We start from the raw sequence: 25,411 nt of genomic DNA on the forward strand, positions 1-25,411 counted from the left end.
CCCTCCACGGACAGTCGGAGTTGGTCAGGGGTGACGGGTGGACAGCGGGCGGTACACCTCGACCGCGAGGTCCTTCGTCACCGCAGTGGCGATGTCAGCGAGCGCGGCCACCGCGATCGAGACGAGGTAGCGGCCGACGGAGAACCAGGCCACCGCCGTGGCCGGTGCTCCGTCCTCGTTGGCGGGCAGCAGGTAGCCGCGGGCTGCCGGCACGCCGACGTCCACCGCGGAGGGATTCATGACCGCGAGGATCGATGTGCAGTCCGACGCGCCGCCGAGTTCAACCACGATCGCGTGTGCGATGCCCTGGCCCTCCTGCTCACCCCCGTCCTCCGCGCTGCTGTTGTGCTCTGGGCCGACGATCGGCCATGACGTGATCCAGCCACCGCGCAGCCCGTGACTCATCAACATCAGCCGCTGTTCGCGCTGTTCGGTGAAGCTCGAGTAGCCGGCCGGCATGTCGTAGCGCGCACTGATGGGCCCGGAACGCAGCGGCTCCGCGCGCCGCCCGGCCAGCACCGGGTCGGTCGGTAGGAGGGTCGAGTGGTCGATCCGGCCCGGGGACGCGTCCTCACCACAGCCGTCCGCTCGCGCGTCCCGGGCGGTGTCCGCGGCGGTGTCGTCGTCGGCGAGCAGGGCTGCGAACACGATGGACATGGCCACGACGCGGTCCTCGTCCGGGTCGGTTCCGGTCCGGCCGGCCTCCTGCGAAGCCGTGGTGAGCAGCTTGGTCAACAGTTCCTGCTCTTCCCGGAACACTTCGGCTCCGGCCGCGGTCATTCGGACCCAGGTCCGCGGCCGCCGGTTCTCGAACACCTTCTCCGTGGTGATGTAGCCGTGCTCCTCCAGCACGCCCAGGTGGCGGCTCAGGCTGCCGTTGGACTGCCCCAGAGCGTCCCGCAACTGCGAGAACGTGCACGGTCCACGTCGGTCGACGATGGCCAAGACGCCGAGGCGTACCCGCTGGTGAACCACTTCGCGCAACCCTGACTCGGGCTCTTGCTCCGCCACTTTAACTCCTGATCCGTGTGTAGTCTCAGATTGAGACTACACTCCAAAAGGGAAAGGTCGGTAAACATGACTGACAAGCTCGACCCCAGTGGCTGGGATCCCGGGGAACGCGCGCACGCCCTGGACTGGCGGAACGTCGGACTCGATCCGCGCTCCGCCAGCGCGACCGGGACGTCGGGGGCCTTGGTCGGGTCCACCGGCCCCTTCGCCACCCTCGCCGGCCGCTACACCCTCGACGCCGCAGGCAGCGCCACCGATGCCGTGCTGACTACCGCCTTCACCCAGATCGCGCTGTCTTTGGGCTCATGGGTCAGCTACGCCGGACTGTTCGGCATGGTGCACCACGAGGCCGCCACCGGAGCAACGACCAGCGTGTCCGCCGGATTCAGGACCTTCGCCGGAGAAACCCACCCGCTGGAGATCCCGCCCGCCCCGCAACCGAGCGGACGCACCGCCCTGGTCCCCGGATTCATCGCAGGCGCCTACGCCGCCCACACCCGCTCGGGCCGACTGCCCTGGGAGCAGCTCTGGTCACCCGCGCGGTACCTGCTCGAACGGGGTGTCCCAGTCACCGAGCACCTCTCGCGCCTACTTGCCCAGCGAGCCGATGTCCTCACCCGCACCGACGAGGGCCGCGCCGCATTCGCTGCGCAAGGACGGCTACCGCGGGCCGGCGAACTCTTCACCCAGCAGCGTCTGGCGGCCACCGCCGCGGCCCTCGCCGAACACGGACCGGACTGGATGTATCAGGGGCCCTGGGCGGAGCACTTCGTATCGGCGGTGCGCAGGGAGGGAGGCCAGGCGAGCATGGAGGATCTCGCGGGCTACCGGGCCCGCTGCGGCGAACCGGCACGCGGGTCCTTCGCAGGCCACGAGATCGCGACCCTGCCCGCCCCGGACACCGGTGGGACCAATCTGCTCGCCAACCTCGCACGGCTGGAGACAGCCGAGATCGGCGAACCCGCACAGGACCCGCACGCCCTGGCCGGATTCCTCACGGCCCTCGACGGCTCGCCCTCGACCGGCAGCCACTCCGACTACGTGCTAGCCGTCGACGCCGAGGGCAACCTCGCCGCACTGTGCCACAGCATCAACACCGCGATGTGGGGCACCACCGGCATCGTCGTGGACGGCATCCCCCTCCCCGACCCGGCGGCATTCCAGCAGCCGCTCCTCGCCGAACTCACCCCCGGGGACCACCTCCCCATGCCCGTCGAGCCCGCCATTGCCTTGCGCGAGGGTCGCCCCGTCCTCGCCTGCAGCAGCATCGGCGTCGGACTGCACCCGGCCACCGTGCTCGGTCTGCACCGCGTTCTCGCCCTCGAACAACCTCTCGCGGCGGCGGTCGATGCCCCGCTGGTCCACGGCCACGACATCATCATGGGCGACTCGGTGACCTCCATACTGGCCCACCGCGAACTGCCGACGCCCAGCCGAGTCATCGACGACTGCTTCCCCGACGCGTGTCTGGAGGCGGCTCGCGACGCTGGACACGCCGTGACGCCACGATCCGCCGATGACCCGACGCTGCCCCGCGGTTTCTGGGCCGCGATCACCACCGATCCCGATACCGGGGTGCACACCGCAGCACGTACCCCGTACGGCCAAGGCCCGGCGCGCACGATCGGATGACCGACAGGAGCACACACCATGTAGTGCTGGCTGCATGAGTCGATCGCGCGTCTCCTGTCGACGCAGCGATAAGTCACGAGGGGCTATCAGGAATCAATGGTGATTCCTGATAGCCCCAACGGTTCACTCACTACGTCGGCAGACCGTCACGAAAGAGACTGTAAAACGTTCGGTGTAACTCCCGATCATGGAAGATGCATCGATGACCAGCAACAATGTGACCGGGGCCGAGCCCGTCGAGCCGTCTGAGACGACCCCGTCGAAGTCTGTGGACGACCGGCTGATCGACGAGCTGGTGGGCCGGGCTCAGGCCGAGGGCCTGCAGCTGACCGCGAAGGCGGGCTGCTCCAGCAGCTGACGAAGCGGCTCCTGGAGTCCGCTCTCGAGGGTGAGATCACCGATCACCTCGGCTATGACAAGCACGATCCGGCGGGGAAGAACGGCGGCAACTCCCGCAACGGCACCCGCGCCAAGACCGTACCGGCCGATGTCGGCCCGGTGGAGATCACCGTGCCCCGCGACCGCGACGGCTCCTTCGAACCGAAGATCGTCAAGAAGCGGCAGAAGCGGCAGAAGCGTCTGACCGGCGTCGACGAGATGGTCATCTCACTCGCGGCGAAGGGCCTGACCACCGGCGAGGTCCAGGCCCATCTCGCCGAGGTCTACGGCGCCGATGTATCCCGCCAGACGATCTCCACGATCACCGACAAGGTCCTCGAGGGCATGGCCGAATGGCAGAACCGGCCCTGGACGCCGTTTACCCGGTGGTCTTCATCGACGCCATCCACGTGAAGATCCGCGACGGTGCGGTCGCCAACCGGCCCATCTACGTGGCTCTGGCGGTCACGGCCGAGGGCCGGCGGGACATCCTCGGGCTGTGGGCCGGCGATGGCGGCGAGGGCGCCAAGCACTGGATGCACATCCTCACCGAGATCAAGAACCGCGGCGTGAACGACGTCCTCATGCTCGTCTGCGACGGAGCCTTTTCCAACCTGGCCGGACTGGTGGCCAGTTGGATAGGTGGGGCGGTGTCTGGACGTGAGGAAGCTCCTGGTAGACGGGTTCACGACCAAGATCGCCTGTCTGCCAGGAGCTTCCGCGTGCTTGTCTACCCGCCGGCGTCGATGTGTCCAGCTCGACCTTGCGCTACCTGGCCACTCACCTGCGGATCCACCGCCAGGAACGCGGAACGCGCTGGCGTCGCGTGAGCGCGGGCCGTCAGGCCCTGCTCGTCCTGGCACACCTGCGCTGCGGCCATACCTACGCCCAGCTCGCCGCCGGCTTCGGCGGCGGCACCGCCACCGCCTACCGGTACGTCGTCGAGGCCATCGACGTCCTGGCCGCTCTCGCGCCGACCCTCGCCGAAGCGATGAAGACCGCCTCCACCAAGGCGTTCGTGATGCTGGACGGCACGCTGCTGCCGATCGACCGGACAGCGGCCGACCGGCCCTTCTACTCCGGGAAACACAAGAAACACGGCATGAACGTGCAGGTCATCACCGATCCGATGGGGCGACTGCTGTGGGCCTCGCCCGTCCTGCCCGGCACCGTCCACGACATCAAGGCCGCCCGCACCCACGGCATCCTCGACGCCCTGACCGAAGCCGGCCTCGAATGCTTCGCCGACAAGGGCTACCGCGGCGCCGGCGGCACCATACGACTGCCTTACTGGGGCCGCTGGGAGACGCTCTCCGCAGGCCAACAAGCCGTCAACCGCTCCCACGCAAAGATCCGCGCACTCGTCGAGCAGGCCATGGCCACCCTGAAGAGCTGGCGCCTCCTGCGCAAGCTCCGCTGCAGCACCACCCGCATCACCCACCTCGTCCAGGCCATCCTCACCCTGCACCTGACCTGCTCAAACTGAGGTTGGAAAAGGCTCACTACCTGAATCACTCGGACAAGCGACAGCATCGACCCAACTCAGCGTCACGGACATGTAGTCTATGAATCGCCGCAGTTCAGAGCAGGTTCACGAGTTCCTGCGGTCGGTAAACTTCGCTGGCAGAACCACAAGCTCAGCGAATACGCACCCGCCTGGGGCCCAGGCGAGGACCATAGCCCCAACTCGCTGTTCGCCGCCGCCATGCAGCAAGGCGGCTGGTCCATGCAGATCCCCGAGCCTCAGCTCTACTACCAGGTTCTGCGCAAGCACCACGTGATGATCCACCCGAGACGGGGCGTGAAGATCCTCGGGCTTTGGTACTACGACGAGGTCCTTGAGCTGGAGCGTTTCACCGGGCACTCGGGCCGCGGCGGGAAGCACAAGGGCAAGTGGGTCATCCACAGTGACCGAAGGGACCGGCGCCAGGTATTCGTCCAGGATCCGCTCGACCGGGACCGCTGGCACGACCTGCGCTGGACCGGACTGCCGCCGCAAGGCGAGGTCCCGGCCTTCTCCGACAAAACGGTGAGCCAGCTGCTGTCCGCCGTCCGTGAGCGCAAGCTCGCTCCCAAGTCAGACATCGAACTGCTGCCGCTGATGCTTGAGATCCTCGGTCAGGTCGTCCCGGTCGACCAGTGGCCGACCCAGCAGCAGGAAGCCAAGAAGCAGGCGAAGAAGGCCGCGAAGCGAGACCGGGCCGCCCGCTCTCGCGAGATCTCCCGAGCCGAGACTGCTGCGGCCGACCGGACCGCCGGCCGGCCTGCCGAGCCCGAGCCGGAGAGCTGGCAGAAGCAGGCCCGCACCGTCAGACAGGCCGTCACCGCCGACCGGCGCCGCCGCCGTGAGGCCGCCGTCACCGTCGATACATCCGTCCCTCGGCACCTGGACGAATCACTCAAGAGCCGTCATCTGTTCCTGGCGTCGCCCCTTCTGGAGGACGACGAGGACACGGCCGACACCGAGGAGAACGTGTGACGCTCGACAATGTCTCGGCTGGGCAGCTGGACGGCGTGCCGTCCCGCAGCCAGATCGCCGCCATGATCCTCAGTCCCGCGACGCACCGGCACACCTTCACTGGCTGGCAGCACTACCGCGCCACCCGCGACCAGTTCACCCCGCCGCCTCGGCTCACCGTCAGGCAATACAGGATGCTGCCGGACGACAGACGCTCCGACTACGACGTCTATCGGCGCCTGACCAACATCAACCTGCCGGTCCAGGAAACACCGATGCTCGGAGGCGTGACACGGTTGCTCGACCGGCGCCTGCAGGGCAACACGCTCCGGCGCAACAGCCCCACGATGCCCGGAGTGATGGTGAGCGGCTGGGGCAACCACGGCAAGACCGCCACGGTCTGCTCGGTCGCCGCGGCCTTCGAGGACCAGTGGCTGGACTTCCACCACCACCTCAACCCCGACTCCGTCCCGGGCACAGCGGACCTGCACGCGCCAGTCGTCTATGTCCAGACACCTGTCACAGCGACCCCGAAAAGTCTCTGCGAGTCGATCCTCAACTTCTTCGGGCCCGAACGCTGGAAGTTCACGCTTCCGCAGCTGATCCGGCTGGTCGCCGACTGCCTACGCGACCACGGCGTGAAAGCCCTGATCATCGACGACATCAACCGACTGCGGATGCACCGCGCCGACGACCAGGACGTCCTGGACTTGATCCGCGCCCTGATGAGTTTCAACGTCACGCTCGTCCTGACCGGCGTCAACATCCCCGGCACCGGGCTACTGCGGGAAGCGCATTTCAGCCGCCGCGCCCGCCAATGGGTGCTGCCACCGTTGGAGACCACACGTGTCCACGGCCTCGAAGTCACTCAGATCGAGCGTCGCTTTGAACTGGTGGAACTCGACCGCTTCGCCTACTCGACACCCTCCCAGATCCAGGCGTTCGTGAAGCACCTGAGAGGAATTGAGGCTCACCTGCGGCTACTGAAAGCGAAGAAGGGCATGCTCACGGACGGTTCGATGCCCGAATACCTTATGGACCGCACCGGCGGCGTCATCGGCCTCCTGGGCCGACTGCTTGAAGAAGGCGCCCAAGAAGCGATGGCCACCGGCAAAGAGGCCCTCACCGAGGCACTCCTCGACGAGATCGTCATCGGCCGGGACATCCCCGCAGAGGGGACCGAGCCGGCACCGTCAGCAGCAGCCGGCACCGAACTTTCCGACAACAAGAAGACGCCCGGGCGAACACGTAAGCCGCGCAACACCGTGTTCGACGACCGCGGCCCCCGAGGCGACTCCGAACCCCCATCAGAGGTGGCGAGTTGATACAGATCCCGCCCACCGGTGCCATGCCCCGCAGCCTGATCCCACTGCCGGGGGAGAGCGTGGCCGGCTTCATCCTGCGTCTGTCCCACCGCCTGCGCGTTGCGCCCAGCAACGTCACCTGGCGCACGGGCCTGACCCCCCATCGCTTCGGCAGCGGATTCTCGCCCATCCGCCACCTGCTCATGATGGAGCCGACCGAGGCTTCCGCGTTCGCGCACGCCGCCCGCATGTCCGCCGCGGACGCCGAGCGGCTCACTCTCCTGCCCTATCTCCGCCGCTGTCCACCTGTCTCCGGAGCCCTCAGACGACAGCCGGACGGGCCGCCCCGAGCGCGGAGCGTCTTCCCTTCCTGGCTTCTTATCGGTTCCACCCGCTACTGCCCAGCCTGCCTCAGGGGCGACGGCTCTGTGATCCAGGCACGTCACGGAGGTGCATGGCAGCTGCTCTGGCACCTGCCCGTCGTCTTTGCCTGCCTGGAGCACCAAGTCCTACTTCAGGACTCGTGCCCCGCCTGCCGGCACCCCGCCAGTCGACACCCCGAGGGCCGCCTCAAGCTGGTTCCGTCACCAACGGCAGCAGAACTTCACCCAGTTCAATGCCGCAATAGCGGCCTCAGCGCGAACATAGGGAGAACATTCTGCGGCCACCGGCTCGACGACAGCAGTAGCCTCACCGAGACCCGTCTCAGTTCCGAACTGGCCGTGCTGCAGCAGAAGATCCTCGACTGGCTCAGCCCAGACACGCCTGCTCAAACGGCCTTCCACAATTTCGCGGACCTGCTAGTCATGGCCTCGATCGTCAACGCGACTTGGCCGCACGGCGCAGCCGCGACCGACCTTCCCCACGCGCTGAGCGCAGCCTTCGATGAACACCTCGCCGTCCAGCAGCGGGCAGCCGAGTCCGTCGGCGGCAAACCACCCCACCGCAGCAGCCGCCACCCCAGCCTCTGGAGCACGGAACCGCGCTCCTCCGCGGCCACCGCCGCCCTACTCGCCATCGCTCACGCCCACCTCCAGCACCCTGTCCACCGAATGCGAAAGACCCTGATCACCCTGCTGGAACACGCACCGGAAACCGCTGATCGCCGATGGGGCTCCACATGGGGCACCCTGCAACTCGACGCTTCCCCCTTGATCCGGCACGAGATCGACAACGCCTTCAGGCGACGGTTCCCCGCCCAACACCCACCCGGCACGTCCGACCAACCCGACCGGACAGCCTGCGTCATCCCCGTCCGCACACGCGGCTACCGCGCCGAAAGCATCCCCCAGCACATCCCTGACGAGTGGTTCACCCTTGTGTCCAATGCCTCCCGCCCGAAGCCGCTGCCACGCTCTCCGCAGGCCACCGGGCTGCGGAGAGCACTTGCGGTTCAGCTCGTCCAGGCCGTCACCGGCATGCGCATGGATGAAGCCGCCCGGTTCCTCGGCGTCCCCGCTCACTGGATCGGCCACTTTCCCGCCCCGCTGCATCCCCTTCGTCTGATCTTCCAGAAGGATCCCTACGACCTGCCCGGCGCCCTTGAATACCTCGGCGAACACATCGCATCCCTCCCCGAGCCGATCGACCACCGGCAACGCCGCGAGACCTTCAGATCCTGGAACCTCACCACCACCGCTTGGAAAAGGATCCGCCGGTCTCACCCCGCACCCCAGTGGAGCAGCCGACCAGGGGCAGAGGGCAGGGAAAACAGGCTCCGCGAGTGCTCCTCCGCAGTCATCTGGACATACCTCACCGGCAGTGAATGGAAGCTCGCACCGTGCTTCCGGCCAGCCCAGGCGTCAGCCGCCAGGACCTTCACCATCCCGGAGAAAGCGCTCGTCAATGAGCTTTCAGACCCGCCAGACGGTGTCATCCGCACCGAGCTCGCAGTGCTCCTGCGGAGAACCGCCGAGGAGATCCTCAAGTCCAAGCTTGGACACCGGCAGCAACTCTCCGTGACTACGTGAATCTCAGCGGTCGCAAACTAGCGTGAGCAACGTCGCTAACTACGGTGAGCAGCCCTGCCGACGACCAGCGCAGTTCAATCGAGGCTCTCGCAAACCATCGCGAGCAGTCACAGAGCCACGCGGGCTCCGAAGTGCCGGTGACCGTATGGAACAGGTCACACGATGCCCCCGCTGAGGGCGAAGCAGGAGCCGGATGGCGCGGAAATTCCGGCATCGCGGTATGTCCAGTGTGGGATTAACCCTGTCAAAAACGCCCAAATCACCAATGGCGCGTAATGAATGTGATCCAGCACACAGACGAGGGGGCCCTCTTCGGGGATGGTGTGCCGTCGGCTGTCCGCGAACAGCGGAATCCGGCCACGGCTCCAGCACACCTGCCTGAAAGTGAGATGAATCAGCAGTGAGCACAGACACCGTCACGGATGAAGCGCAAAAGCCACCGGGCGGGGGGAGCGGGGCTCAGCAGGACGCGGGGGACGCGGGATACAGCAAGGGACTCAAGGGCCGCCACGTCAACATGATCGCGATCGGTGGCGCGATCGGCACCGGCCTGTTCCTCGGCGCGGGCGGCCGGCTGCACTCCGCAGGACCCGCGCTGGCCGTCGCCTACGCCGTCTGCGGCCTCTTCGCCTTCTTCGTCGTCCGGGCGTTGGGGGAGCTGGTACTGCACCGCCCGTCCTCCGGTTCGTTCGTCTCCTACGCCCGGGAGTTCCTGGGGGAGAAGGGCGCGTACGTCGCCGGCTGGATGTACGTCGTCAACTGGTCGACGACCGGCATCGCCGACATCACCGCCATCGCGCTCTACACGCACTACTGGAGCCTGTTCACCGACATCCCGCAGTGGGTGATGGCGCTGATCGCGCTCGCCGTGGTGCTGACCGTGAACCTCATCTCCGTGAAGATCTTCGGCGAGCTGGAGTTCTGGTTCGCGATCATCAAGGTCGCCGCACTGGTGATCTTCATGTTCATCGGCATCTTCCTGCTGGCCACCCAGCACCCGGTCGGCGGGCACCCGCCGGGCCTCGACGTGCTCACCGACAACGGCGGCTTCTTCCCGACCGGCATGCTGCCGGTGGTGATCGTCCTCCAGGGCGTCGTCTTCGCCTACTCCGCCGTCGAGCTGGTCGGCGTGACCGCGGGCGAGACCAGCGAGCCCGAGAAGATCGTCCCCAAGGCCGTCAACTCCATCATGTGGCGGGTGGGTGTCTTCTACGTCGGATCGGTGCTGCTGCTGACGCTGCTGCTCCCGTGGAACAAGTACACCGACGGCGAGAGCCCCTTCGTCACCGTGCTCTCCAACGTCGGGGTGCCGGCGGCGGGCGATGTGATGAACCTCGTCGTGCTGACCGCCGCCATGTCGAGCCTGAACTCCGGGCTCTACTCGACGGGCCGCATCCTGCGCTCCATGTCGATGGCGGGCTCCGCACCCAAGTTCGCCGGGCTGATGAACCGCAACCAGGTGCCGTACGGCGGCATCATGCTCACCTCCACGGTCTGTGTGCTCGGCGTGGCACTCAACTATGTCGTGCCGGGCAAGGCGTTCGAGATCGTGCTGAACATCGCGGCGCTGGGCATCATCAGCACCTGGTGCACGATCATGGTCTGTCACATGGTGTTCGTACGCCGTGCCAGGTCGGGGCAGGTGCAGCGGCCGCGCTTCCGGCTGCCCGGCACACCCGTCACCGACATCGTGACGATCGCCTTCCTGCTCGGCGTCATCGTGCTGATGTGGTTCGACGACGGCGTCGGCCGCCAGACCGTGCTGCTGATTCCGGTGCTCGCCGTCGCGCTGGTCGTCGGCTGGTTCGCGGTACGCGGCCGGGTGCAGCGCATCGCCGAGGGGCGTGAAACGGCGCCGTAGGCAAGCGCCGGACGCCTGACGTGCCGGGGCGGCCGCGGAGGCCCGGGCGGCGTCCGCGGCCGCCCCTGCACGTGCGCGAAGGCCGCCGCGCTCAGCCGCCGAGCAGCGGGTAGTGGTCGGAGAGATTGGTGTACGTGTAGTCCTTGCCCCAGCTGGAGACCGTCCAGGGCGCGGACTTCTCCTTGATCACGTCGTTGCGCCAGCCGGCGGGCCGGGCATGGCCGTTGCGGTGCAGGACGTAGTCCAGATCCTCGCGCGGGTCGTCCGGGTAGCGGTACTTCGCGACGGAGTTCTCCTGGGTGTCGAAGGAGTACGGATGGCCCGTACGGCTGTCGGCGGGGGCCAGGTCGCCGTTGGCGAGCAGCGCGTCGTACTCGGAGCCGTGCGAGTCGATGTTCATGTCACCGGCGACCATGACCTCTTCGCCGGCCGGGATGTGCCGGGCGTCCAGGAAGGCGTCCATCTCCTTGAGCTGGGACGCGCGGTCGGCGGCCGCCTCGCCCGCCTTGCAGCCCGAGTCGGTGGACTGGGTGTGCGTGCCGACCATGTGCACCTTGGTGCCGTTCACGTCAAGGACCGCGTAGACGAAGCCCTTGTTGGAGAAGGAGTCCGAGCCGCAGGCGTCCTTGTAGATGTACTGCTCCTTGTGGAGGACCGGCCACTTGCTCAGCAGCGTCACCCCGCCGTCCTCCGGAGTGGCGGCGGAGTAGGCGCCGCCGGTGGCGTCCCAGCCGTCCTTGCTGCGGCCCACCACGGGGGTCTGGTGCGGATACTGCGCCGCGGCACGGGACTTCAGGGCGTCGGACGAGGAGTTGTCGAAGGCCTCTTCCAGGACGACGACATCGTTGCTCTGGAAGAAGTCCGCCGCCGGTATGGCCTCGGCGCGGTGGTCCTGGCCCCAGTTGGGGTAGAGGTTCTTGCTCATCAGGAACGTGTTGTAGGTCAGGACCTTCAGGTGCGGGGGCGGCGCCGCCGATGCGGTGGGGGTCGCGGCGGTGACGGCCGCGACGGCGAGGACCGCGGCCGTCGCGGCGGCCCGTGAAGTGCGCAGTGAGGGGTGCGGCACTGAATCTCCCTGTGGGGTGGGGGACATGATCCGGCGAGGCACATCAAACCAGCTGCGGTTACCTCGTGGTAACCACCCGGTGTGCGCGAGATTCACAGGGCGTGGCGCTTGCCGGTGAGGCCGCGGCGGAGGCCCGGGGCCGACGGCCGGGCGGTCGTATCATGGAGGAACGCGAGGAATGTCGCGTGATACGGCAAAGGCGATGACGGCGGTGCACAACGACCCGCAACCCCCGCCACCGGGTGGCGTCCTGTGGTCCCTGGCCGGAGACATCCGCACCCTGCTGACCCTGCCCGCCGCCTTGACGCTCCAGGTGGCGCACCCCGAGGTGAGCGCCGGTGCCGACGCCCGCTCGGTGTTCCGCACGGACCCCTGGGGACGCGGCGAGCGGACGCCGACCTCCTTCCAGCTGTGGGTCTACGGAGGCCAGGCGGCGGAGGGCCGCAGGCTGCGGCGGCTGCACCGGAGCGTCCAGGAGGCCGACGCGCACGGCCGGACGTACCGCGGCCTCACGCCGGCCGGCTACGCCTGGGTGCACGCCACCGGCTACCCCGTCCTCCGCTACGGCCGGCGCTGTCTCGGCCGCCCGTTCACCGAGGCGCAGGAGCGGCGGCTGTACGCGGAATGGCTCCAGGTCGGCCGGGCGCTGGGCGTCAGCGACCGCGATATGCCGCAGACCGTCGAGGAATTCTGGCCGTACTACCGCAAGGTGCTCGACAATGATCTCGAACCGACGCCCGTGGTACGGGACTTGGTCGCCACCGGCCTGCCGCTCCCGGCACCCGACGCCGGCCCGCTCCCGCTGCGGCTGGCGCTGCGGGCCGCCTGGCCTGCGGTACGGCCGCTGGCCGCCCGCTGCCGCCGCTTCCTCACGATCGGACTGATGCCGCCCGACGCACGCCTCGCCATCGGGCTGCGGTGGAGCGACGCCCAGGAACGCAGGCTGCGGTGTTTCGGCCGGGTGGTCCGCCTGGTCGTGCCGGCTCTTCCGGAGCGGGTGCGGTACCTGCCGATGGCGCGCAGGGCACGGCGGGCGGTGCGGGGTGGGTGAGGGGGATGGGGGCGCGTTCGAGGTCTCGTCGCCCCCCACCCCCGAACCCACCCCCGCCCCCTCCCCCGTAGGGGGAGAGGGGGGAGGGGGCGGGGGAGCGCCGGGCAGGCCCTGAGTGGGGTGGTAGTGCCCGGCAGGCCCCGAGCCGACCCGTCTAGTGCGCCCCCGCCTCATGCGCGTGTACCTGGTGTGTGGCTGCGATCTGCTTCCAGGACTTGGGCTGGGCGGCCGGTGTGCGCGGTGCGCCGAGGGTGCGCTTGGTGGCGCCTGCGGCGGGCTTGACCGGTTGGAAGAGCCAGGTGTCGAAGAAGTCGGCGAGCGGTGTGCCGGTCTTCTTCTCTGCGAACTTCACGAAGTCGGCGACGGAGGCGTTGCCGTACTTGTGCTCGGTGGGCCAGGTCTTGAGGATGTCGAAGAAGACCTTGTCGCCGACCTTGTCGCGCAGTGCCTGGATGGCCAGCGCGCCGCGGTCGTAGACGGCGCCGTCGAACTGCTTGTCGGCGCCGGGGTCGCCCGGCTTGACGGTCCAGAACGGGTCGTCGGCGGGGTGCTGGTCGTAGACGTAGTCCGCCAGTTCCTGTGCGGTGCCCTCGCCTTCCTTCTCGGACCAGAGCCACTGGCTGTAGGCGGCGAAGCCTTCGTTGACCCAGATGTCCTTCCAGTCCTTGAGCGAGACGCTGTCGCCGTACCACTGGTGCGCGAGTTCGTGGACCACGACGGAGACGTTGGCACCGCGGTCGAATGCCTTCTTGCCGTAGAAGGGGCGGGTCTGGGTCTCCAGCGCGTATCCGGCGGGGACGTTGGGGACGTAGCCGCCGACCGCGTTGAACGGGTAGGGGCCGAAGACGCTCTCCAGCCATTCGGTGACTTCGGTGGTGCGCCCGATGCTGGCGCGTGCCGCGCCGTCGTTCGCGCCGAGGTCCTTGCTGACGGCGTTGATCACCGGCAGGCCGTCGGCGGTCTTGTCGGTGGTGATGTCGAACTTGCCGACGGCGAGGGTGGTCAGGTACGTCGCCTGCGGCTTGTCCGAGCGCCAGTTGTAGCGGGTCCAGCCGAGCTTGGAGGACTGGGAGGCCAGTACGCCGTTGCTGAGGGCCTGGGTTCCGTCGGGGACGGCGACGGAGATGTCGTAGGTGGCCTTGTCGGTGGGGTGGTCGTTGCTCGGGAACCACCAGACGGCGGAGTCGGGTTCCTGTGCGACCACGCCGCCGTCGGGGGTGCGGGCCCAGGCGGTGAAGCCGTCGATCTTCAGCTCGGACGGCTTGCCCGCGTAGCGCACGACGACGCTGATCTGCTTGCCCTTTTCGAGGGGCGAGGCCGGGGTGACTTCCAGCTCGTGCTTGCCGGAGGTGGCGTAGGTGGCCTTCTTGCCGTTGATCCGGATCTCGCTGACCTTCAGGCCGAAGTCCAGGTTGAAGCGGGAGAGGTCCTGGGTGGTGGTGGCGAGCAGGGTCGCCGTGCCTTCCAGGAGGTCCGTCTTCGGCTGGTACTTGAGCCGCAGGTCGTAGTGGGAAACGTCGTATCCGCCGTTTCCGCTCTCGGGGTAGTAGCTGTCGCCCGCACCCGGAGCGCCGGGGGTGAAGCCGGCTGCCGATGCCGGGATTGCCAGCAGCAGGCTGAGCGCAGCGGCGCCCGGGACGAGGAGTCTGTGACGCACGAGTCCTCCAACTCGTAGGGGAGGTGGATCTGTTCAGAGCCTATGTACCTGCCGGGGTGTCGTCATGTCCATGGCCTCATCTGACACATGACCGTCATGAAGCGCGGGCGGCCCCCGGTGCACGCCGCGTACCACCGGTTTCGGCCTCGCGCGGTGCCCTGAGCCCCATCGGCCCCCTTACGCACAGGAGTTGCGGCGCGCTACCTTCCCGCCGTGACGCATCCCGCGCGGGCCACCCGCATCCCCTGGAAAGCACTCGTGCTGGCGGCGGTCGTCGCCCTGCTGACCGCGCTGGCCGGTTCGCCGCCGGCACGGGCGGACTCCGGCGCCCCGCGCACATCGGCCCCGCCGGGCGAGAGCAGCCCCGTCTACTCCTACGACCGGGCGATCCGCGAAACGGTCTGGGTGGACACCCGGCTGGACGGCGACGGTGACGGGCGAACGGACCGCGTCGCCGTCGACATCATGCGCCCGAGCGAGCCCGCGCAGCAGGGCCGCAAGGTCCCGGTGATCATGGACGCCAGCCCCTACTACTCCTGCTGCGGGCGCGGCAACGAGAGCCAGAAGAAGACCTACGACGCGCAGGGCCGGCCGGTCCAGTTCCCGCTCGACTACGACAACTACTTCGTGCCACGCGGCTATGCGACGGTCCTCGTCGACCTGGCGGGCACCAACCGCTCGGACGGCTGCGTGGACGTCGGCGGGCGCTCCGACATCGGCTCGGCGAAGGCGGTCATCGACTGGCTGGGCGGCAGAGGCCGCGCCTACGACGCCCCGTCGGGCGGCGGCGCGGTCACCGCCGACTGGACCGACGGCAGTACCGGCATGATCGGCAAGAGCTGGGACGCGACCATCGCCAACGGCGTCGCGGCCACCGGCGTCAAGGGCCTCAAGACCATCGTCCCGATCGCCGGCATCTCCTCCTGGTACGACTACTACTTCTCCCAGGGAGCGCCGCTCTACGACTCAGGACCCGACGGGCTCGCGGACGCCGTCGAGAGTCCCGGCGCGCACAAGCGGTGCGCTGCCGTGCAGCAGAAGCTCGTCGACGGTGCCCCGCGCTCCGGCGACTGGACCGGCCTGTGGAGCGAGCGCGATTACGTTCCCGACGCGGGCAAGGTCCGCGCCAGCGTGTTCATGGTGCACGGGATGCAGGACCTCAACGTCCGTACCAAGCACGCGGGTCAGTGGTGGGACGCGCTCGCCCGGCACGGCGTGGAGCGCAAGATCTGGCTCTCGCAGACCGGCCACGTCGATCCGTTCGACTACCGGCGCCCGGAGTGGGTCAGCACCCTCCACCAGTGGTTCGACCACTACCTGATGGGCTACGACAACGGCATCGAGCGGGCGCCGATGGCCGACATCGAGCGCGCGCCCGGCCAGTGGTCCACGGACGCGCACTGGCCGGCCGACGGCACGGCGGCGACCACCCTGCACCCGGGCAACGGCGGCGCGCCCGGCGTCGGCACGCTGGGGACCGCACCGGCCCCGCAGGGCGCGACGGAGAAGTTCACCGACGACCCGAAGCTGAGCGAGGCCGACTGGGCGGCGGCCATCGACCGCACGACACCGGCCAAGGCCGGGTTCACCACCGGGAAGCTGACCGCGCCGCTGCGGCTGTCCGGCTCCGGAAAGGTGACCGTGACGGCCACGCCGACGACGGCGACCGCGCACCTCTCGGCCGTCCTGATCGACCTCGGCCCGGACACCATCCGCAACTACGCCGCCGCCGGGGAAGGCATCACCACCCTGGACCGCAGCACCTGTTGGGGAGCGGGCGACAAGGGCGACACCGGCTGCTTCCTGGAGACCGCAGCCGACACCGAGAAGGTGGACCGCACCGTCTTCAGCCGCGGCTGGGCGGACCTCGGCACATACGCCGATCCGCACAAGGGCCGCCCGCTCACCCCGGGCAAGCCGTACACCCTCACGCTGGATCTGGCGGCGAGCGATCACATCGTGCCCGCGGGGCACCGGCTCGCACTCGTCGTGGCCGGTACCGACGCCGGGCTGATCGATCCGCCGTCCACCCGGCCGACGCTGACCCTGGACCTCGCGCGCACCTCGGCGGAGCTGCCGGTGACGGGCGGCGCCCCGGCGCTGGCACGGGCGCTGGCGGGCGCCCGCCCGGCGACCGCGGGCCCCGGCGCAGGCGTCGCACCGCCGCACCTGCTCAGCCGGCTGCCGTCCGGACGGTGAGGCACGGGCACGGGACGGCCGGACGGCTGACGGACGTCTGAAGGGCGACGGGCCCGCCGCGGAAGCATCGCGGCGGGCCCGGTTCGCGCGCCGCTCCGGCTACCGGGCCGGAGCCTCCCGCACCTTGCGCACCACCTCGTCCGCACACCCCCAGGCCACGGTGACGCCGGCGCCGCCGTGCCCGTAGTTGTGCACGCACCACGCGCCGCCCGGCAGCCGCTCGGCGGCCAGCCGCACCGCGGTCCGTGCCGGGCGCAGTCCCACCCGGTGCTCCAGCACCCGGGCGCTCTCCAGCGCGGGGAAGTGCCGCGCGCAGCGTGCCACGATCGCCTCGGCCACCGCGGGATCGGGCTCCCGCGACCAGGCGTGCTCGCGCGCCGTGCCGCCGAGCACCACACCGAACGGCTGCGGCAGCACATACGTCGTGTCGGACGCGCCCCCGTCGGCCGAGACGAACCACTCATCGATCCCCGGGTTCGCCACCACCACCAACTGGCCCTGCACCGGCTGCACCTGCGGATCGGGAACCAGTTCGCGGGCGCCGAGGCCCGAGCAGTTCACCACCGTGCCGGCTTCCTCGCCCGCCTCCTTGAGCGAGGTGAACGGGCGGCGCTCCCGCGTCCCGCCGGCCGCCGCCAACCGCCGCTCCAGGTACCGCAGATGGGCCGGCATGTCCACCAGGGGCGTGCGGGCCCGCCACCCCGTGGTGTGTCCCGCCGGGAGTTCGTCCGGGCGGGCCTGCCGCAGGCCGGGCACGGTGTCGTACCAGGCGGTCAGCGCGTCGTCGGAGGACGCGGCGGTCTCCGTCATCGTGCCGGTCATCATCCGGGAGCCGGTCTCCTCCGGGCGCTCGGCGAGCGCCGCCAGCACCTCGAAGCCGCGTAGCGACCAGCGCACCGCCTGAGCCTGCGGCTGGATCCGGTAGGGCCAGCACAGTCCGCCGGCCACCGCAGATGTGGTGTCGTCCGCGCGGTCGCGGCTGACCAGGCGTACCCGGTGCCCGTCCTCCGCCAGCGCGATGGCCGACGTCAGCCCCACCACGCCGCCACCGATGACCAGTACCTCGCTCGCATTGATCCTCATATCCGGACGCTAGCCGCTGGCGTCGGCGCGGGCGAGGGAGGGGGAGGGGGAGGGGGAGGGGGAGCGGCCTGAACGGTATCGGGCGGGCGCGGGCACGGCTTCGGTGCGCAGCGTCCGTCCTCCCCGTGACGGCCCGGGTACGGACCGTCCGCCACCCGTTCGTGATCTTGAGGTAACCGGCCCGCAGTGGCCCGGACAAACCCGGACCTTAGGCTGGTAGGCAGCACCGTCGGCCGATGACGCCCCTCGGATCGTGTTCCCGCCGTCCGCCCGCCGTCGTCTGAGGAGGCCCATGCCCCGCGCCCCGCGCGCCGTGCCCGCCTGGCTCGCCCACCCGTTCCGCTGGCAGCGGCTGCCCGTCCCGTGGCCCGCCGTGGCCCGCGGCGCGCTCTGCGCGGGGCCGCTGCTGGGCGCGGGGGTCGCCACCGGGCATCCCGCGCCGGGCGTGCTGGCGGGGCTCGGCTCGATGCTGGCCGGCGTCAACGACCGGCCGGGCACCCGCAGGACCGGCATCGTGCACATCGGCCTGCCCGCGCTGGCCTCCGCCCTCGGCATGCTGATGGGCGCAGCCCTGCAGACGGCGGGCGCCGGCTGGTGGCTGGTGCCCGCCCTGTTCGCCGTCGGCTTCGTCTCCGGCGCGGGCAGCGTGGCAGGTCCCGTCCGGTCCACCGCCGGGATGCAGATGCTGGCCGCCACCGTCCTCGGTGCCGGCATGCCGTTGCCCGGAGCGCCCTGGATGAAGAGCCTCTACCTGCTCGCCGGGTGCCTGTGGCTGCTGCTGCTCCGGATGGTGCTGCGCAGCCCGCGGCCCGCGGGCGGCGCGCTGGGCGGCGAGCGGGCGGCCGTCGCCACCGTCTTCGACGCGCTGGCCGTCGCCCTGGGCGCGGCCGGCGGGCCGGGCGCCGAACCGGCCAGACGCCGGCTGACCGCGGCACTCGACCGCGCCGACGAGGCGCTGCGGCTGCGCCGGCTGACCGACCGGCTGCTGCGCCGTGCGCCCCGCCGCGAGGAACTGCTGCTGGCCGAGCGGTTCGCCGCGGCCACCGCGCTGTGCGAGGCGAGCGTCGCGCTCCTGTGGGAGGCGCGGCCGCTGCCCGCCCGGGTCGCCGACAGCCCCCGGCAGTTCGCCGACGCGCTGCGCTCCGGCCGCCCGCCCGGCCGGCTCTCCGCCCCGGAAACCGGCTCGGCGGCCCGCGGCGCCTTCGACCGCGCGCTGCTGGACGCCGCCGTCGTCTTCGCGCGGACGGAGCCGGCCTCGCCCGCGGCCCGTCCGCGGCCCCGCGCCTCGTGGCGCACCCTGGCCCGCCGGGCCCGCGGGTTCATCGACCGGCGCACCCGCCGCGGCCGCAACCTCCTCGGCCCCGCCGCGCGGGACTACGGCCTGCGGGTCGCCGTCTGCATCGGCGCGAGCACCGCGGTGGCCCTGCTGCTGCACGCCAACCACTGGTACTGGCTCCCGGCGACCGCCACCTTCCTGGTCAAGCCGGATCTCGGCCCGCTGTTCTCGCGCACCGTCAACCGCTTCGCGGGCACCCTCGCGGGTGTCGTGGTCTTCGCGCTGGCGGCCCTGGCGCTGCCCGGCCCGTGGTGGCCGCCGGTGGCGGCCGGTATCGGCGGCGCGCTGCTGCCGTTCGCCACCCGGCATTTCGCCCTCCAGACCTCCGCGATCACCTTCATGGTGCTGGCGTTCGTCTGGGTCAGCGGCGATCCGCAGGCGTCCGCCGAGCGGATCGCCGACACCGCCATCGCCTGCGGCATCGTGCTGGTCGTCGGCCACCTGCCGCGCCTCGCGGATCCGCGCCGCCGGGTCGGCCAGCGGGTCACGTCCGCGCTGCGTGTCACCGAGCGGTTCCTGCGGCACGTTTTGGAGGCCGAGCCGGGGCAGGACACCGCCGAGCGGCTGGCGCTGCGCCGGGCCGCGTACCGGGCGCTCGGCGAGGCCAGGGCGGCCGCGGAGACCGCCGCCGCCGAACTGCTCGCCGCCCGCGGCCGCAACCCCGACTGGCTGACCGTCGTCACCGCGGCCGAACGCATCGTGGACGCGGCGACCGCCTGCGCCGTACGCCTCGACCACGGCGCGCGCCGGCCCAGCGTCGCGGAGGCCGAGCGGCTGTGCGGGGCGCTGTCGGCGATGGCGGACGCCCTGGGGCAGCCGGGCCGCCGAACTCCCGGTGTGCACGACCGCGCGGTGGCACCCGTACCGGACTGCGCGACCCTCACCGACGTGGCCGCCGAACTGGAGCGGATGCGCGGCTTCGCGGGAGCGGCCTGACCGGGCGGGCCGCCGCGGGCGTCACCAGAGTGTCCGTACAGCCGAGCCGGGCGGGCCGCCGCGTGCCCCGCTACGCGGTCCGGTAGCGCAGCAGCACCTCACCGGGGCGGAACGGCCGGTCCGGCGTGAGGAAGGCCACCGCCTCGCTCCCGCCGGACCGCCGCCCCCGCTCACGAACGGCGCTTCGGCTCCTTGCCGCCCAGGAGACCGGCCCGCCGCAGCGCGTCGGCCATCGCGTCGTTGGCCGGTGCGGCCTCCCGGCCGCCGCCCCTGCGCTCGCCGCCGCGCGCCGCGCCGCCCGACGTCCGCTGCGCGCCGCCGGGCCGACCGCCGGATTGTTGCCCGCCGCCGCGCCGCTCGCCGCCGCCCCCGCGCCGCTCGCCGCCCGCCGGGCCGCCCTTGCCGGGCTCGTCGTCCAGGCGCAGCGTCAGCGAGATCCGCTTGCGCGGGATGTCGACGTCGAGCACCTTGACCCGCACGATGTCGCCGGGCTTGACGATCTCGCGCGGTTCCTTGACGAAGGTCTTCGACATCGCCGATACGTGCACCAGGCCGTCCTGGTGGACCCCCACGTCCACGAACGCCCCGAAGGCGGCGACGTTGGTCACCACGCCCTCCAGGAGCATCCCCGGCTGGAGATCGCCGATCTTCTCCACGCCCTCCTTGAAGGTGGCGGTCTTGAAGACCGGCCGCGGGTCGCGGCCCGGCTTCTCCAGTTCCTGGAGGATGTCGGTGACCGTCGGCAGCCCGAAGGCGTCGTCCACGAAGTCGGCCGGCCGGAGCGCGCGCAGCGCCGTGGCGTTGCCGATCAGTGAGCCGCCGCCCGCCGCGCCGACCATCCGGCGCACGACCGGGTACGCCTCCGGGTGCACGCTGGACGCGTCCAGCGGGTCCTCGCCGTCCCGGATCCGCAGGAAGCCCGCGCACTGCTCGTACGCCTTGGGGCCGAGCCGCGCGACATCCTTGAGGGCCTTGCGGGAGCGGAACGGGCCGTTGTTGTCGCGGTGCGCGACGATGTTCTCGGCCAGGCCCGAGCCGATGCCCGACACCCGTGAAAGCAGCGGCGCCGACGCGGTGTTGACGTCCACGCCGACCCCGTTCACACAGTCCTCGACCACCGCGTCCAGCGAACGCGACAGCTTCACCTCGGACAGGTCGTGCTGGTACTGCCCGACCCCGATCGACTTCGGGTCGATCTTGACCAGCTCGGCCAGCGGGTCCTGGAGGCGCCGGGCGATGGAGACCGCGCCGCGCAGCGACACGTCGAGCTCCGGCAGTTCCTGGGAGGCGAAGGCGGAAGCGGAGTACACCGAGGCGCCCGCCTCGGACACCAGCACCTTCGTCAGCTTCAGCTCCGGCTGCGCGGCGATCAGATCGGCCGCCAGCTTGTCGGTCTCGCGGGAGGCGGTGCCGTTGCCGATCGCGATCAGCTCGACGTCGTGCTCCTTCGCCAGCCGCGCCAGCGTCGCCAGCGAGGCGTCCCACTTCTGCTGCGGCACATGCGGATAGATCGTCTCGGTCGCCGCCACCTTGCCGGTCGCGTCGACGACCGCGACCTTCACGCCCGTACGGAAGCCGGGGTCCAGGCCCATCGTGGCGCGCGTGCCGGCGGGCGCCGCCAGCAGCAGATCGCGCAGGTTCGACGCGAAGACCCGCACCGCCTCGTCCTCGGCGGCCTGCCGCAGCCGCAGCCGCAGATCGATCCCGAGGTGCACCTGGACCCGGGTGCGCCAGGCCCAGCGGACCGTGTCCTGGAGCCACTTGTCGGCCGGGCGGCCCTGGTTGCGGATGCCGAAGCGGTGCGCGATGGCCTGCTCGTACGCGCTCGGCCCCTCCGTCACCGCCGACGGGTCGTCCGGCTCCAGGGTGAGATCGAGGATCTCCTCTTTCTCGCCGCGGAGCATCGCGAGCACCCGGTGGGAGGGCAGCGCCGTGAACGGCTCGGCGAAGTCGAAGTAGTCGGCGAACTTCGCGCCAGGACCCTCCGTGCTGTCGCCCTTGCCCTCGCGCACCTTCGCCGCGATCCGCCCGCGCGACCACATCCGCTCGCGCAGCTCACCGATCAGGTCCGCGTCCTCGCCGAACCGCTCGGTCAGGATGGCCCGTGCGCCCTCCAGGGCGGTGGCCGGGTCGGCGACACCCTTGCCCTCGTCCACGAACGCGGCGGCGGCCGCGGCCGGTTCCACCGACGGGTCGCCCAGCAGCCCGTCGGCCAGCGGCGTAAGGCCCGCCTCCCGGGCGATCTGCGCCTTGGTGCGGCGCTTGGGCTTGTACGGGAGGTAGATGTCCTCCAGCCGGGCCTTGGACTCGGCGCCACGGATCTGCGCCTCAAGTGCCGCGTCCAGCTTGTCCTGCGACCGTACGGACTCCAGGATCGCGGTCCGCCGCTCCTCCAGCTCCCGCAGGTAGCGCAGCCGCTCCTCCAACGCGCGCAGCTGCGCGTCGTCGAGCATCTCGGTGGCTTCCTTGCGGTAGCGCGCGATGAACGGCACGGTCGAACCGCCGTCGAGCAGTTCGACCGCGGCCTTCACCTGCCGCTCTTTGACGCCGAGCTCCCCGGCGATCCTCGCTTCGATGGTCCCGAGGGCCCCGATGGGCTCGGTGGATGCCGTCACGTTGATCCTGCCCCGCCTTCCAGCGCTTGCCTGAGCCTGCATTGTGCAGGGTCGCAGGTCGCACTGTCGCGCCGCCCGGCCAGCGGCGCCGCGGTGTGAGAAGGCGCACGCACACCCCGCGGCCGGCGCGCTGTTGCGGCTACTTGCCGAACATCTCCGCAGGGAACGCCCCGGCTTCCATGGCGGCGGTGGTGAAGCCGCCCGCGATCTCGGTGAGCCGGGCCACGCCCTCGGCGCCGAGGTGCTCGTACGGCGCCCGGTCCAGCCGGTCCGTGGTGTCCTCCAGGTCCTTGCGCAGCTGGTGTCCTGCCTCGGTCAACTCGCCTTCGGCGTCCAGCAGTCCGCGGCCGCGCAGCCGCTCCTGTGCCTCCGTCCAATCCTCCTGCGACCAGCCGCGGGTCTTCATGATCCCGAGGTGGCTCATGCCGCGGCCGCTGGCGTTGTGGGTGACCAGCGCCTCCAGGCCGTCCAGTTCGGCGTCGAGCAGCGCCATCAGGTGGCCGTCGCCGCGGTGTTCGCGCAGCAGGGACGCGGCGTGCCAGTAGGCGAGGTGCGGGGCGTCCGGTACCGGCAGGTCGGCGTGCGAGGCGAACAGCGGCCTGGCGTGCCGGGTGCCCGCCTCCGCGGCCCGCAGCGCCAGCTCCGCGGCCTCCGCCATCTCCGGCGACTCCAGCAGCGCGTCGCCGAGCAGGCGGCGCAGGGTGGTGTCGGCCGCGCGCAGCCGGGCCGCCAGCACGGTCTCGGGGGAGGCCACCGACCAGACGGCGGGGACGTGCCGGGAGACCAGGCTGTGGCTGAAGTTGTAGAAGGTCGCGGTGATGGTCCCGGGACCGACCGCGCCCATGGCCGCGCCGCGCACCGCGAAGTAGCCGGCGCTGCGGCTCCCGATGCCGATCTTCGCCAGCTCGTCGTGCAGGTCGGGTGAGAAGTAGTGCGTCGAGTGGAACGGGTTGATCACGTTGTGGCAGTGCCGTCCGGCGCGCGGCGGCAGCGAGGTCGCAGAGGTCATGCCGGGCAGGTTACCGACCCGTTGGTATGGCCCGGAGGCCAGGCCCCGCCGCCGGTCGCGGGGCGCCTGCGCGGCGATGGCAGAAAAGGTGGGGTATTCGTCATTGCCGCCGTCCCCGCCACTGGCCAGGATGGAGTCATGGAGACGCGTGACGTGCTGGTCATCCTCTACGACGATGTCCAGAGCCTTGATGTCAGCGGCCCGGTGGAGGTCTTCAGCGGCGCCAACCGGAGCGTGCCCGACGCGTACCGGATCCGCACCGCGAGCCTCGACGGCGGGCCCGTCACCACCTCCAGCGGGCTGCGGCTGACCCCGGACCTCGCACTGGCCGACGCCGCAGTCCCGCACACCCTCCTGGTCCCCGGCGGAGAGGGCAGCCGCGCGATCGACCCAGGAGTGATCGACTGGCTGCGGCGGCACGCCCCGCACGCGCAGCGGAAGGTCTCGGTCTGCGGCGGCGCGCTGCTGCTCGCCGAGGCCGGCCTGCTGGACGGCCGCCGGGTGACGACCCACTGGGCGCTGTGCGAGCGCTTCGCCGCGCAGTACCCCGCCATCGAGGTCGTGCCCGAGCCGATCTACGTACGCGACGGCGACGTCGTCACGTCCGCCGGTGTGACGGCGGGTATCGACCTGACGCTGGCGCTGGTGGAGGAGGACCTGGGCCGGGATCTCGCACTGTGGATCGCCCGCCGGCTCGTCGTCTTCCTCCGGAGGCCGGGCAACCAGACCCAGTTCAGCACCCAGCTCGCGGTGCAGACGGCGGGCCGGCGGCCGCTCCGCGACGTCCAGCAGTGGATCATCGACCACCCCTCGGCCGATCTGTCCGTCGACTCGCTGGCAGGCCGGGCCGGTCTCTCCCCGCGGCACTTCGCCCGCGCGTTCCGGCTGGAGGTCGGCATGACGCCGGGCCGCTACGTCGACCGGATACGCCTTGAGGCCGCGCGCCGCCGCCTGGAGGACACCGCCGACGGCGTCGAGGAGGTGTCCAGGCACTGCGGCTACGGCACACCCGAGGCGATGCGCCGCGCCTTCGTCCGCGTTCTGGGCACCGCACCCGCCGAGTACCGTCGCCGCTTCCGTACCGCAGGCCCCGCCCTCTGACCGCCGCCACCCCGTTTTCTCCCGCAGCCCGCCGTCACCCGACGCGCGGCATCCGCCACCACCACCGACAGGACCCGCCATGCAGATCGCCATCCTGCTCTTCGACCGCTTCACCGCGCTCGACGCCGTCGGCCCGTACGAGACGCTCAGCAAGATGCCGGGCGCCGAGCTGGTGTTCACCGGCGAGCGCACCGGCCCGTACCGCAACGACAGCGGCGCGCTCGGCCTCGTCGCCGACGCCACCCTGTCCGAGGTCACCGCGCCGGACATCCTCGTCGTGCCCGGCGGCCCGGGGCAGAGCGGGCAGATGGCGGACGGCCCGGTGCACGAGTGGATCCGCGCGGTGGACGCCGGCACCACCTGGACCACGTCGGTGTGCACCGGCTCGCTGATCCTCGCCGCCGCCGGACTCCTCAAGGGCCGCCGCGCGACGTCCCACTGGCTGGCCCTCGACCAGCTGCCTGCGTACGGCGCCGAGCCGACCGGTGAACGCGTGGTCTTCGACGGCAAGTACGTCACGGCGGCCGGCGTCTCGTCCGGCATCGACATGGGCCTGAGCCTGGTGGGCCGCATCGCCGGCGACACCGTGGCACAGACCGTCCAGCTCGTCATCGAGTACGACCCGCAGCCGCCCTACGACGCGGGCGCCCCGCAGAAGGCACCCGCCGAGGTCACCGCGCAGCTCAGGGAACGCAGCCGGTTCCTGCTCCGCGGCGAGGAGTAGCCACCGCGGCGGTCCGTCGC

At 70.7% G+C, this 25,411-nt stretch carries 17 protein-coding genes and 1 pseudogene; 12 read left to right on the forward strand and 6 right to left on the reverse strand.

The window, feature by feature from the left end; translation table 11 throughout:
• Positions 1-24: 24 nt before the first annotated feature.
• On the reverse strand, positions 25-1,011 hold the full coding sequence (locus LIU39_RS01015) for a transcriptional regulator (RefSeq protein WP_227043479.1): 987 nt from the start codon (positions 1,009-1,011) through the stop codon (positions 25-27).
• Positions 1,012-1,077: 66 nt separating this feature from the next.
• Here LIU39_RS01015 and LIU39_RS01020 point away from each other — a divergent pair, with 66 nt between their 5' ends.
• The 7 genes and pseudogenes from LIU39_RS01020 to LIU39_RS01050 all read left to right on the forward strand — a co-directional run bounded on the left by LIU39_RS01020 (position 1,078) and on the right by LIU39_RS01050 (position 10,614).
• Positions 1,078-2,643, forward strand: coding sequence for a gamma-glutamyltransferase (locus LIU39_RS01020; RefSeq protein ID WP_227043480.1), 1,566 nt, complete (start codon positions 1,078-1,080; stop codon positions 2,641-2,643).
• A 202-nt stretch (positions 2,644-2,845) separates the two neighbouring features.
• Positions 2,846-3,623: pseudogene (locus LIU39_RS01025) on the forward strand (IS256 family transposase); the annotation flags it as partial.
• Positions 3,624-3,769: 146 nt separating this feature from the next.
• On the forward strand, positions 3,770-4,507 hold the full coding sequence (locus LIU39_RS01030) for a transposase family protein (protein ID WP_227043483.1): 738 nt from the start codon (positions 3,770-3,772) through the stop codon (positions 4,505-4,507).
• Between the two features lie 240 nt (positions 4,508-4,747).
• A complete protein-coding gene (locus tag LIU39_RS01035) occupies positions 4,748-5,500 on the forward strand; it encodes a hypothetical protein (protein ID WP_227043486.1) in 753 nt (250 codons plus the stop codon).
• Positions 5,497-6,804: a TniB family NTP-binding protein gene (locus LIU39_RS01040; RefSeq protein ID WP_227043489.1), complete on the forward strand. Its 1,308-nt coding sequence runs from the start codon at positions 5,497-5,499 to the stop codon at positions 6,802-6,804. Before LIU39_RS01035 ends, LIU39_RS01040 begins: the two co-directional genes overlap by 4 nt.
• Positions 6,805-6,827: 23 nt before the next feature.
• On the forward strand, positions 6,828-8,753 hold the full coding sequence (locus LIU39_RS01045) for a TniQ family protein (protein ID WP_227043668.1): 1,926 nt from the start codon (positions 6,828-6,830) through the stop codon (positions 8,751-8,753).
• A 400-nt stretch (positions 8,754-9,153) separates the two neighbouring features.
• Positions 9,154-10,614 (forward strand): amino acid permease, encoded by a 1,461-nt coding sequence (locus LIU39_RS01050; protein WP_227043490.1) that lies wholly within the window; start codon positions 9,154-9,156, stop codon positions 10,612-10,614.
• A 91-nt stretch (positions 10,615-10,705) separates the two neighbouring features.
• Here the strand turns inward: LIU39_RS01050 and sph are convergent, their stop codons facing one another.
• Positions 10,706-11,680, reverse strand: coding sequence for a sphingomyelin phosphodiesterase (gene sph / locus LIU39_RS01055; protein ID WP_227043491.1), 975 nt, complete (start codon positions 11,678-11,680; stop codon positions 10,706-10,708).
• Between the two features lie 178 nt (positions 11,681-11,858).
• Here sph and LIU39_RS01060 point away from each other — a divergent pair, with 178 nt between their 5' ends.
• Complete coding sequence (locus tag LIU39_RS01060) at positions 11,859-12,731, forward strand: oxygenase MpaB family protein (protein ID WP_227043493.1); 873 nt, start codon at positions 11,859-11,861, stop codon at positions 12,729-12,731.
• Between the two features lie 154 nt (positions 12,732-12,885).
• Here the strand turns inward: LIU39_RS01060 and LIU39_RS01065 are convergent, their stop codons facing one another.
• Positions 12,886-14,388, reverse strand: coding sequence for a M1 family metallopeptidase (locus LIU39_RS01065; RefSeq protein ID WP_227043495.1), 1,503 nt, complete (start codon positions 14,386-14,388; stop codon positions 12,886-12,888).
• A 213-nt stretch (positions 14,389-14,601) separates the two neighbouring features.
• Here LIU39_RS01065 and LIU39_RS01070 point away from each other — a divergent pair, with 213 nt between their 5' ends.
• Positions 14,602-16,587 (forward strand): Xaa-Pro dipeptidyl-peptidase, encoded by a 1,986-nt coding sequence (locus LIU39_RS01070; protein WP_227043497.1) that lies wholly within the window; start codon positions 14,602-14,604, stop codon positions 16,585-16,587.
• A 99-nt stretch (positions 16,588-16,686) separates the two neighbouring features.
• Here the strand turns inward: LIU39_RS01070 and LIU39_RS01075 are convergent, their stop codons facing one another.
• Positions 16,687-17,670, reverse strand: a complete 984-nt coding sequence (locus tag LIU39_RS01075; protein WP_227043499.1) for an FAD-dependent oxidoreductase — start codon at positions 17,668-17,670, stop codon at positions 16,687-16,689.
• Positions 17,671-17,962: 292 nt separating this feature from the next.
• On the opposite strand from LIU39_RS01075, the gene LIU39_RS01080 reads away from it, so the two are divergent.
• A complete protein-coding gene (locus LIU39_RS01080) occupies positions 17,963-19,942 on the forward strand; it encodes an FUSC family protein (RefSeq protein ID WP_227043501.1) in 1,980 nt (659 codons plus the stop codon).
• A 170-nt stretch (positions 19,943-20,112) separates the two neighbouring features.
• Here the strand turns inward: LIU39_RS01080 and LIU39_RS01085 are convergent, their stop codons facing one another.
• A complete protein-coding gene (locus LIU39_RS01085) occupies positions 20,113-22,557 on the reverse strand; it encodes a Tex family protein (protein WP_227043502.1) in 2,445 nt (814 codons plus the stop codon).
• A 139-nt stretch (positions 22,558-22,696) separates the two neighbouring features.
• Positions 22,697-23,566: an SCO6745 family protein gene (locus LIU39_RS01090; protein WP_227043504.1), complete on the reverse strand. Its 870-nt coding sequence runs from the start codon at positions 23,564-23,566 to the stop codon at positions 22,697-22,699.
• Between the two features lie 138 nt (positions 23,567-23,704).
• Between LIU39_RS01090 and LIU39_RS01095 the strand changes: the two genes are divergently transcribed.
• Both LIU39_RS01095 and LIU39_RS01100 read left to right on the forward strand, forming a co-directional pair.
• The gene (locus tag LIU39_RS01095; protein ID WP_227043506.1) at positions 23,705-24,667 is read left to right on the forward strand and encodes a GlxA family transcriptional regulator; all 963 of its coding nucleotides are present in this window, start codon (positions 23,705-23,707) and stop codon (positions 24,665-24,667) included.
• A gap of 79 nt (positions 24,668-24,746) precedes the next feature.
• Positions 24,747-25,391, forward strand: a complete 645-nt coding sequence (locus tag LIU39_RS01100; RefSeq protein WP_227043507.1) for a DJ-1/PfpI family protein — start codon at positions 24,747-24,749, stop codon at positions 25,389-25,391.
• Positions 25,392-25,411 lie beyond the last annotated feature (20 nt).

Origin of the sequence: Streptomyces pinistramenti, from assembly GCF_020564935.1 — a bacterium.
GTDB lineage: Bacteria > Actinomycetota > Actinomycetes > Streptomycetales > Streptomycetaceae > Streptomyces > Streptomyces pinistramenti.